This is a genomic window from Porcipelethomonas sp. (assembly GCF_051893655.1).
Lineage (GTDB): Bacteria > Bacillota > Clostridia > Oscillospirales > Ruminococcaceae > Porcipelethomonas.
The window spans coordinates 1-11,124 of sequence record NZ_JBJFHN010000081.1 but is presented as its reverse complement, the minus strand read 5'-3'; the positions used below and the strand labels follow the sequence as shown (position 1 = coordinate 11,124).

Here is an 11,124-nt window from a genome sequence, read left to right as displayed (position 1 = left end):
TGAGCTGTTGAGTTTTCATAGCCATAAATTATGCCATTAAAATAATAATTAAAATTATAATCCATAAAATTGATTATTGTATTGATGTCATCATAGATTTCACATTCAGGATTTTCTATTGTAATGCTTTCAAGGTTATCACAATAAAAAAATGCATAATGTCCTATATTCGTTACGCTGCCTGGAATTGTTATGCTTTCAAGGCTTGTACAAAAAGAAAATGCAGAACCTTCTATGCTCGTCACACTACCGGGTATAGTTACACTTGTAAGGCTGTCACAAGAGTCAAATGCATAATGTCCTATACTCGTCACGCTGTCGGGAATAACGACATCTCCGCTGCATGTTGTTCCGTCAATAAGTATGTTATTGACAATTACCAATGGGTTTTCTGCCTGCTTTGCCTCAAGCCATGGTGTGGCTTTAAATACATAATCTCCTATACTCGTCACACCGTTGCCAATTGTTATGCTTTCAAGGCTTGTACAGTCTTCAAATGCATATTTTCCTATACTCGTTACGCTATCGGGTATAGTTACACTTGTAAGGCTGTCACAAGAGTAAAATGCACTTTCTCCTATACTTGTAACACTGTCTGGAATGGTTATGCTTGAAAGGCTTATACAGTAGTAAAATGCATTACTTCCTATACTTGTAACGCTATCGGGGATAGTTATGCTTTCAAGATTTATACAGCTGTAAAATGCCTTATCACCTATACTCGTCACAGGCAAGCCGTCGATTTCTGATGGAATTTCAATTGATACGGCAGATGAATGACAACCGGAGATTCTAACATAATCATATGTTCCATCCTCGTCCTCATCGACCTGCCTGTAGTAAAGATAATCTCCATACGGCATTTTTTCGCTGGATATACTAGCATTAACAGTCAGAGTTTGTACCCCTGCGAAAGCACTTACGCCGCATAATAGTGCTGTAGCTATGCTTAAAAACTTTTTAGCAACCTTCAAAAAATCGCCGTCCTTTCTATGATTTTATGTTTTATATTTTACCACTAATAAACAATTCTGTCAATAGTTACTCCTAAAACCTGAAAGTAATGCCTGTGATACTTGCAATTTAACTGATAAGATGTTATAATTATTTATATTTTATGAAAGGAGAATCATTGCCGGTCAGCCGGAATGATAATTTACTGGAATGTTAAGTGATATCGAAATTGCTCAGAATGCACAAATGAAACCTATAATGGAAATTGCTCAGGAAATGGGAGTCGCTCCTGAGGACGTTGAATTATACGGACACTACAAAGCTAAGCTGTCGGAACAGCTTTACAAAAAACTTGAAAACAAGGAAAACGGCAAGCTGATTTTAGTTACTGCCATTAACCCTACTCCTGCCGGTGAAGGAAAAACTACTGTAAGCGTAGGCCTTGCACAGGCAATGAACAGAATAGGCAAAAAAGCTGTCCTCGCTTTAAGAGAACCTTCTCTCGGTCCTGTTTTCGGCATTAAAGGCGGAGCCGCAGGCGGCGGATATTCTCAGGTCGTTCCTATGGAGGATATAAATCTGCACTTCACAGGTGATATGCACGCTATTACTGCTGCAAACAATCTCCTCTGTGCTGCAATCGACAATCACATGCAGCAGGGCAATGAATTAGGCATTGACCAGAGAAGAATCCTTTTCAAAAGATGTCTTGATATGAATGACCGTGCACTCAGAAATATTGTAATCGGTATGGGCGGCAAGGTAAACGGAATCCCAAGAGAGGACGGTTTCCAGATTACTGTCGCTTCCGAAATTATGGCTATTCTCTGTCTGGCATCTGACCTTGAAGACCTCAAAAACAGAATAAGCAGAATTCTTATCGGATACAATTATTCAGGCGAACCTGTTTATGCAGGAGATCTTAATATTCAGGGTGCTATGACTGCTCTTCTTAAGGACGCTTTAAAGCCAAACCTTGTCCAGACTCTGGAACATACTCCGGCACTTATCCACGGCGGTCCTTTTGCCAATATTGCTCATGGATGCAACTCCGTAAGAGCTACAAAACTTGCTTTAAAGCTCGGTGACTACTGCATTACAGAAGCCGGATTCGGTTCTGATCTGGGCGCTGAAAAGTTCTTTGATATCAAATGCCGTTTCGCAGGACTTAAACCTGACTGTGTGGTTTTAGTTGCAACAGTAAGGGCACTTAAATATAACGGCGGCGTTCCAAAAACTGATTTGCAGACTGAAAATACTGAGGCACTTAAAAAGGGTATAGTGAATCTGGGAGTTCATATTGAAAATATGAAAAAGTTCGGAGTTCCTGTCGTTGTCGCTGTTAACCGCTTCTATACTGATACTGACGCAGAAATAAAAATTATTGAAGACTTCTGTCATGAAAAAGGTGCTAAGGTTTCTATGGCTGAAATCTTCACCAAAGGCGGAGAAGGCGGTATAGATCTGGCTCAGAAAATCTGCGAAACAATTGAAGCCGGAACTTCCGATTTTAAACCTCTTTATGATGAAAAACTTACTATTGAAGAAAAACTTGATATTATTGCCAGGGAAATTTACCGTGCTGACGGCGTTGTTTTCACGGCACAGGCTTTAAAAGATTTAAAGGAAATTAAAAATCTCGGGTTTGACAATATTCCGGTATGCGTTGCAAAAACACAGTATTCATTGTCTGACGATCCGGCAAAGCTCGGAAAACCTGAAAACTTTAAAATCACAGTACGTGAACTAAAATTGTCCGCAGGTGCCGGATTTGTCGTTGCTCTGACAGGCAATGTCATGACAATGCCGGGACTTCCTAAAAAACCAGCAGCTATGAATATTGACTGCGACAAAGACGGAAATATTACAGGTCTTTTCTGATGACTGATACTGATATAGAAAAAATAAATGCCGATGAACAAAGCATGAAGGAAGAACCGGAAAATCCTCAGGAAAACAACTGGAAAAAATTTAAAATTCTTGTTATTATATTTGTTATTCTTACTTTGATATATATGATTCTGCATTTATGCATTTTCGCCGGTAAAAAATCAGATTCTGTTTCTAAAACTCACTTCACTGAAAGTGAAATGGAAATTCTGGAAAATGAAACCGGAATTACTGTTCCGGAAAATGCCTATATTTCAGATGCTGAATTGCAAAATGACGCCTCCTGGCTGAAAGTATGGATCACAGGAATTGAAAACTGTGAAAGTTTTATTTCTGAATGCACTGAATATGAGCCTGAAGACTATGAAAGTTTAAACCCTAAAAAATACGGCTCTTCCAGATATTACACCAGCATCAGAAACGGAGAATCAGAGCCGCTGGAATGCTACATTTATAAAAATTCCGGTGATGATAAATGGACGGCATATATTATTGACAATAATGTTGATATTAAAGTAAAAAGCATATTTTAAAGGACGGTCTGCAATGGAAAAAATTACTCACAGTGCTGAAGAAACAATTGAATTTGCTAAAAGGATCGGTTCACTTCTTAAAAAAGGTGATGTCATAGCATACACCGGAGGTCTGGGTGCGGGAAAAACTACTTTCACCCGTGGACTTGCTATGGGACTTGGACTTGAAGACAATGTGACATCGCCTACATTTTCTCTTGTAAATGAATATCACGGCGCAAATATTAGTCTCTATCATTTTGATATGTATCGTATTATGAGTGCAGACGATCTGGAAACTACAGGATTTTACGATTATCCTGCACAGGAAAGTATATTTGCAGTTGAATGGTCTGAAAATATTGCTGAAGAACTTCCGGAAAATTCAATTTTTATAAATATTGAAAGAATTGATGATAATACAAGAAAAATAACTGTTAAGGGAGATGAACGATTTGACACTGCTTGGAATTGAAACATCAGGGAAAACAGCTTCTGCAGCACTTTATGAAGACGGTATTATGCTCGGACAGTATTCTGTATACACCTCAAAAACTCACTCACAGGTTATTCTTCCAATTGCAAAAAAACTGCTGAGTGACTGTGACAGGGAAATTTCACAGTTGACCGGTATAGCAGTATCTTCCGGTCCGGGTTCATACACTGGAATAAGAATAGGCGTAGCCGCTGTAAAAGCAATGGCTTTTGCTCTTGATATTCCCTGTTTTGGAATTTCATCTCTTGAAGGACTGGCTTATAATCTAAGCTGTGACGGATATATCTGCCCGGTTATGACTGCAAGAAAAAATCTGGTATACACTTCCCTGTTCAGGGGTAACAAAGGCGTACTCGAAAGATGCCGGAATGACGAGATAATTTCTGTTTCAGAGCTTGACAGTATTTTATCCGGACTTAACGGAAAGGTTATTATTACCGGTGACGGAGCAGAAAATTTTATCAGTGAATTCAGTAATAAAAATTACTCTTTGTCCCCTGTTCAATTAAGATTTCAAAGTGGAAGCGGTATTTGTCTTGCGGCACTTAATCACACTCCTCAGTCTCCTGATGAAATAGAGGCAAGCTATCTTCAACTGGTAAAGGCAGAAAAAGATTTAATTAATTCCGGCCGCAGTTGATTTTATGAAAAAAATATGATATAATTTATTTTGTTATATTATATTTTAAGGTTATTAATAAACATTCCGGCTGTTAATGTCGGAGATTGGAGATTTTTATGATAGCAATTGGCTGTGACCATGCAGGTTATGAACTTAAAAAAGAAATTATTAAGCATTTAACTGAAAAAGGTTACGAACTGCTTGATATCGGCTGCAATGGTGAATCCTGTGACTATCCGGTAATTGCAAAGGAAGTTGCAGACAATATTTTAAATAAAAAATGTGATTTAGGTATATTAATATGCGGTACTGGAGCAGGCATGTCAATTGCCGCAAATAAAGTTCATGGAATTCGTGCTGCTCTGTGTTCAGATTATTATACTGCTAAATATACTCGTTTGCATAACAATTCCAATGTTTTATGTCTTGGTGCCAGAACAATCGGAATGGGAAGTGCTATGGAACTTGTAGATGTGTTTTTAACCACTGAATTTGAGGGCGGTCGTCATCAAAGAAGAATTGATCTGATAACCGAAATAGAAAATAATAATAAATAATATTAGGAGGACTAATTATGGCAGGATTACATGTAATTGAACATCCGCTTATCCAGCACAAAATTTCTTTAATGAGAGATAAAAATACAGGTGTTAAGGAATTCAGAGAACTTGTATCTGAAACTGCAATGCTTATATGCTATGAAGCAACAAGAGATCTGCCTTTAAAAGAGGTTGAAATTGCTACTCCTGTAGCCATTGCCAAAACAAAAATCATTTCTGGAAGAAAACTTGCTTTTGTACCTATTTTACGTGCAGGTCTTGGCATGCTTGACGGTGTTACAAATCTTGTACCGGCTGCTAAAATCGGGCATATTGGTATTTTCAGAGATAATGAACAGAATGCGGTGCAGTATTACTGCAAGCTCCCTGAAGATGTTTCTGAAAGAGATGTTATTGTTGTAGATCCAATGCTTGCTACAGGTAATACAGCGGTTTATGCTATCCATGAGCTGAAAAAAGCAGGAGTTAAAAACATTAAATTTATGTGTATTATTGCTTCTCCGGAAGGTATTGAAAAAGTAATGGCAGAGCATCCGGATGTTGATATTTACTGTGGAGTTAAAGATAAAGGTCTTAATGAAAACAAGTATATCGTACCTGGTATGGGCGATGCCGGAGACAGAATTTTCGGTACTAAGTAAATCAAATAATATGAAAATCCCCGATAGTTAATATCGGGGATTTCTTATTTTACTGTATTAGCCATTTATACATGCCTTCATACTGCAATGCGGAACTCTTCCATGAAAAATCTGCTTCCATGCCTCGTTTTATAATTTTATCCCAGCTGTCTCTATGGTCAAAATATACAGATTTTGCATAGTTGATAACATAAAGCATATCATTTGCATTGTAATTAGTAAATGAAAAACCAGTTCCATAATTCTCAAATTCATTATACGGTACAACTGTATCCTTCAGACCGCCTGTTTCCCTTACGATCGGAACTGTTCCATATCTCAGAGAAATAAGCTGTGTCAGTCCGCATGGTTCAAATCTTGACGGAACAAGCATAGCATCCGCAGCAGCATAAATTCTGTGAGCACGCTGATCTGAAAAATAGATATTTGCTGAAACCCTGTTGGGATATTTCCACTGGAAATGCTTAAAAATATTTTCATATCTTGCATCACCAGTACCCAGTACAACAAATTGTGTGTTTTCATCTGCAATACGCTCAATCATGTTGTTTACAAGATCAAGACCTTTCTGATCAGTCAGTCTTGAAATAATGGCAATCATAAATTTATTTTTATCCTGCGGCAGTCCAAGCTCTTCCTGAAGCTTCAGCTTATTTTTCGCCTTATTGGCTTTAAACGTTTTGACATTATAATTGTAAAAAATTTGATTATCAGTTTCCGGATTATATACATCATAATCAATTCCGTTTAAAATACCTCTAAGCTGCAGGTGTCTTGCTCTTAAAAGTCCGTCAAGTCCCTCGCCATAATACGGAGTTTGTATTTCGTATGCATATGTATTACTTACAGTTGTAATATAATCAGCATAAACAAGTCCGCCTTTTAGCATATTTGCATCTTTTTTGAATTCAAGCTTATCCGGAGTAAAGATACTATCCGGAAGATTTGTGAATTTCTTAAAAGTCTTAATATCCCATATACCCTGGAATTTAAGATTATGAATAGTCATTACTGTTTTTGTTCCCCAGTAAAACGGATTGTCCTTATACAGTGTTCTGAGAAAAACAGGAATCATACCTGTCTGCCAGTCATGGCAATGAATAATATCAGGTTTGAAGTTGATTACCGGCATAATTGCCAGCACTGCCTTTGAGAAAAATACAAATTTTTCAATATCATACAATGTGGAACCATACGGTTTGTCGTTTTTGAAGTAATCTTCATTGTCAACAAAATAATATGTTATTCCATCGTATTCATACTGCATTATACCAACATGCGGACGGAAATTCATCTGCCCCATATCCATATAAAAATGATGAACATATTTGAAATTGCTGCGAAACTCCCACGGAATACATGTATAGCTGGGAATTATAACCCTCACATCAAACTCGTTTTTGTTAAACATTTTTGGCAGTGCGCCAACCACATCAGCAAGTCCTCCTGTTTTAATAAAAGGAACACACTCCGAAGCTGCAAAAAGAATTTTTTTCATATTAATTTTTCCTCCTCCCATAAATTCAGCTGAGGTTTATACTTATATTATAATAGTATATTATTTAACAGTCAATAGAATATCAAAAATTTAATGGCATTTTTATAAAAATTTGTGTAAACTACACAAAAAAGTCTCCAAGAATTTTCTCAGAGACTTTATCAAAATTACGAATTAACAGTTACATTTCTGAATATTGCAACGCATCCGCTTTCATTAATTATTGTTTCATAATTCGGATTATTAGCATAATCATCCGGTGAATATGAATCAGAACCATATCTTAAATCAAGTACAATATATTCTACTGAATCTCTGTGTGATGTTGTTTCATATTCATAAATCTCACGGACATCATAAAGTGCCGGAAGCAGGAAGGTTGTAACTGCAACAGATGAATCCTTAGGAATAAGCTCAAGAGCATTATCAATTTTTTCTATTGTTTCTTTATCATTTTTATAGGATTCAATTCCATCCAGTCTGCCATAGGTATTTCCCATAAACATAAATATTGAAGAAGCGACAGCAACTGCCAATGCCTTATTTCTGAATCCGGGTTTCAGCTCTGAGTAATTCAACACCATCAGATAGAAAAGGAATGCGGCACTTCCATAAGTATACTGGAAGCCGATATCATGAAGATATGAATAATCACCCATCAGATTAAACATAATAAACGGAATAAGAAGAACTAATTTTGACGGCTTTTTAATCATAAACGGAATGAAGCCCAGAGGTACAAGCATTTGCAGGAAGAATTTTATTCTGTCCTCATTAAAGCATTCATAAAGCGTATACATAGGATTGAGAATTACTGCTTTGATAATTGTTATAAAGCTGTCTGAACCGTCATAGAAGAAATTACTGAATCTGTCATTAAGCGTTCCTTCACCATAAGTATTAATAAAATATGTAGCAGTGAAGAAATAAATTACTGCAACAACCATAAGGAAAATTCCCTTTTTAGGTGCACGCTTTGACAGCAGAAAATAAAGTCCGAGGACTGCCACATATACCGGAGCGTCTTCCTTTACAGACATTACAAGTATTGCGCAGACAATAACCGGCAGCCATTTGTTTTTCTCAAGGGCATAGGCAAGCCAGAGTATAAGAGGCGTCAGGAACTTGTTTTCATGGAAAAAGAAGAAGCATCCGTTTGACATGGACGGTAGAAGTACATAACATATTGAAAAAAGTACTATAGCCGGATTTGAAAGATTATATTTACGGCACAAAAGGTAAAGAGGAATAAGTCCGCTTGCAATTACTGCCGCCTGACACATCAGCAATGTAACCGGTGTCGGGAAAAGAATATAAATCGGCAGAATCAAATAGTAAACAGGAGAAAAATGAACAGCAAAATGACTTAACAGTTTATCACGTTCACAGGTTGTAAGTGGAAGCCCTGTTTCCTTCATATATTCATACATCTGTGAGAATATTCCGAAATCATAACATGCAGACCAGTGCTGAAGATGCTTTAATGATGTCAGAATTCCTGTAAACAGTGTGAACATAATGCCTAATAACGCTACAATCAGTATAGTTGGAACTTTTTTAAGTCTTACCTTAATCCATGAACCAACGCAATATGTACATACTATTCCCATAACTACGCATCCGCCTATGGTAAAGTAAAAGCTGTTATCCTGAGCTATAGCATACGATCCATACGCCAGTGTCACCGCTATAAGAAGACATTTATCAAGCTTTGGTCGGTTTATTATACTCAGAAGGACAAATACCACCAAAATCAGAGCAATATAAACCGGAATTTTAACTGCCGGGAAAAATTCAAATGTTGTAAAGGAATATTCCACCTTTATCATTTCATAAAAAGCAATGGCGATCCATGCAATCAGGATTCTTACTATACTCTCCTCATAACCTCTATGACAAATCCATTCCTTTACAATTTGCCAGACAGGAGTTTTCGGTTCTTCCTCCGGTTGAGCATCTGTTTCTTCCAAAGCAGCCGCTTCCTCATCAGCACTGTTAATCATTTCATCCTGATGAGAAGAATCGGGTACAATTTCTTCTGCCAGATTGTCAGTTGAATCTTCAGGTTCACTCAAACTGGGATTTTCAATTTTATTATCCATAATTTTTCCTTTCACAATTTAAAAAAATATATACTTATTTTAACATAGTTAAATAAAAATTGTCAAGTACTTTGACATTTTTACTGATATATGCTATAATCTTTTATAACATATTAAAAGGAGAATTTAAAATGAATAATACAAACTATGTAAATGTAAATTCCAAACCGGTGAAAAAAATTGTAATAGCTGTTGTTATTATACTGGCTCTGCTTATTCTGGGTTTGAGCAGCTTTACAATTGTTGACCCTGGACATACCGGTGTTGTTGTAAACTTAGGCAAGGTTTCTTCAACAGTACTGGAAGAAGGTATCCATTTTAAAGTGCCTTTCATTACACAGGTCGTTCAGGTCGATAACAGAGTACTCAAAACGGAAGTTGAATCAAATGCGGCTTCTAAGGATCTTCAGACAATATCCACAAAGGTCTCCATAAACTACAGAGTTAATAAATCAGCGTCAGCGGATATCTATAAAAATGTCGGAACTGATTTTACAAATGTAATAGTCAATCCGGCAATTCAGGAATGTGTCAAATCAATTGCCGCAAAATATACTGCTGAACAGCTTATAACAAATCGTGAAACTGTTTCCTCTGAAATGGAGGATTCCATTTCTCAGAAGATAAATCCTTACGGACTGACAATTGAAGTATTCAATATAGTGAATTTCGATTTTTCAGAAGAGTTTAACAAGGCTATAGAAGCTAAACAGACTGCCCAGCAGGAAGCACTCAAGGCTGAACAGGATCTGGCAAGAATCAAGGTCGAAGCTGAACAGACTATTGAAAAAGCAAAGGCTGAAGCAGAAGCTTATAACTTAAAAAATGCACAGCTTACGGATAAAATTATAATGATGGAATTTATTGACAAGTGGGACGGCGAACTTCCTAAGGTTGCTTCTGATGCCGGAGCTATGTTTGATGTGAGTTCATACATAGGAGCGTCTGTTGACGAGCCGGATTCAGGCAATACAAACAACAACAGCACAGAAAGTGATAATCAGTAATACATATATAAAACCGCTCTGCATTTTTCAGCATGCAGAGCGTTAAATTTTTATTTAACCTTCTTTAAAAAATATATAGTGGTTACAAAAAGAAAAAAGCCGGAATTTCTCCAGCTCCTTCCTTTGTTCAAAAGTGTTTTTTCTTTTTTTCTTTTGTTCTACAAGTAAAATTATATCACAAACTCTCAAAAAATAAAATAGATATTTTATCAACAAAATATGAAAAAATTATTAACATAAACACCAGTTTCAAGGATACTTGACGTATATAACAGTAATTTGTTATAATATGTTAAAATAAGTAATTTATAATTTCCGGGGAAAAAATAATGATTATAAGAGAATATAAACCATCAGATTGTAAGTCATTGGCAGAACTATTTTATAATACTGTACATTCTGTTAATATCAAGGATTATACGGAAACACAGCTGAACGCATGGGCAACGGGAAATGTTGATTTAGTTGAATGGAACAAATCATTTTCAGAACATTATACAGTTGTTGCAGTAAAAAAAGATATTATTGTTGGATTTGGAGATATAGACCGAAATGGCTATTTAGACAGATTATATGTCCATAAAGATTATCAGCATCAAGGCATAGCAACTGCTATCTGCAATGAATTAGAAAATCATATTGACTCAGAAATAATTACTGTTAATGCTTCCATTACAGCAAAACCTTTTTTTGAAAAGCGCAGATATATGACTATAAGGGAGCAAAAAATTGAAAGAAAAGGAATAACTTTAATTAATTATCTCATGGAGAAAAAATAACAAACCCGGAAAGACATTCTTTCCGGGCTTTATATTACATTAATATCATTTATTTAATTATTG

General features: G+C 36.3%; 11 protein-coding genes. 8 read left to right on the top strand and 3 right to left on the bottom strand.

Features of this window, described 5'->3' with window-relative positions:
- Positions 1-974: leucine-rich repeat domain-containing protein (locus ACI4WO_RS04855; RefSeq protein ID WP_439806434.1), on the bottom strand; the 974-nt coding region annotated here is incomplete at its 3' end.
- Positions 975-1,164: 190 nt separating this feature from the next.
- Between ACI4WO_RS04855 and ACI4WO_RS04850 the strand changes: the two genes are divergently transcribed.
- The 6 genes from ACI4WO_RS04850 (at position 1,165) to upp (ending at position 5,675) form a co-directional block, all read left to right on the top strand.
- Complete coding sequence (locus ACI4WO_RS04850; protein ID WP_439806433.1) at positions 1,165-2,835, top strand: formate--tetrahydrofolate ligase; 1,671 nt, start codon at positions 1,165-1,167, stop codon at positions 2,833-2,835.
- On the top strand, positions 2,835-3,377 hold the full coding sequence (locus ACI4WO_RS04845; RefSeq protein ID WP_439806432.1) for a hypothetical protein: 543 nt from the start codon (positions 2,835-2,837) through the stop codon (positions 3,375-3,377). The genes ACI4WO_RS04850 and ACI4WO_RS04845 overlap by 1 nt, the downstream gene beginning before the upstream one ends.
- A 13-nt stretch (positions 3,378-3,390) precedes the next feature.
- Positions 3,391-3,831 (top strand): tRNA (adenosine(37)-N6)-threonylcarbamoyltransferase complex ATPase subunit type 1 TsaE, encoded by a 441-nt coding sequence (tsaE, locus tag ACI4WO_RS04840; protein ID WP_439806431.1) that lies wholly within the window; start codon positions 3,391-3,393, stop codon positions 3,829-3,831.
- Entirely contained in the window at positions 3,812-4,492 is a 681-nt protein-coding gene (gene tsaB / locus ACI4WO_RS04835) for a tRNA (adenosine(37)-N6)-threonylcarbamoyltransferase complex dimerization subunit type 1 TsaB (protein WP_439806430.1), read from the top strand. Before tsaE ends, tsaB begins: the two co-directional genes overlap by 20 nt.
- 98 nt (positions 4,493-4,590) lie before the next feature.
- A complete protein-coding gene (rpiB, locus tag ACI4WO_RS04830; RefSeq protein WP_439806429.1) occupies positions 4,591-5,031 on the top strand; it encodes a ribose 5-phosphate isomerase B in 441 nt (146 codons plus the stop codon).
- 17 nt (positions 5,032-5,048) lie between these two features.
- Positions 5,049-5,675: a uracil phosphoribosyltransferase gene (upp, locus tag ACI4WO_RS04825; protein WP_439806428.1), complete on the top strand. Its 627-nt coding sequence runs from the start codon at positions 5,049-5,051 to the stop codon at positions 5,673-5,675.
- A 49-nt stretch (positions 5,676-5,724) separates the two neighbouring features.
- Here the strand turns inward: upp and glgA are convergent, their stop codons facing one another.
- Both glgA and ACI4WO_RS04815 read right to left on the bottom strand, forming a co-directional pair.
- Positions 5,725-7,173, bottom strand: coding sequence for a glycogen synthase GlgA (glgA, locus tag ACI4WO_RS04820; RefSeq protein ID WP_439806427.1), 1,449 nt, complete (start codon positions 7,171-7,173; stop codon positions 5,725-5,727).
- Between the two features lie 167 nt (positions 7,174-7,340).
- Positions 7,341-9,275, bottom strand: a complete 1,935-nt coding sequence (locus ACI4WO_RS04815) for a DUF2079 domain-containing protein (RefSeq protein WP_439806426.1) — start codon at positions 9,273-9,275, stop codon at positions 7,341-7,343.
- Between the two features lie 131 nt (positions 9,276-9,406).
- Here ACI4WO_RS04815 and ACI4WO_RS04810 point away from each other — a divergent pair, with 131 nt between their 5' ends.
- Together ACI4WO_RS04810 and ACI4WO_RS04805 are read left to right on the top strand one after the other, a co-directional pair.
- Complete coding sequence (locus ACI4WO_RS04810; RefSeq protein ID WP_439806425.1) at positions 9,407-10,282, top strand: prohibitin family protein; 876 nt, start codon at positions 9,407-9,409, stop codon at positions 10,280-10,282.
- A gap of 329 nt (positions 10,283-10,611) precedes the next feature.
- Positions 10,612-11,061: a GNAT family N-acetyltransferase gene (locus ACI4WO_RS04805; protein ID WP_439806424.1), complete on the top strand. Its 450-nt coding sequence runs from the start codon at positions 10,612-10,614 to the stop codon at positions 11,059-11,061.
- Positions 11,062-11,124 lie beyond the last annotated feature (63 nt).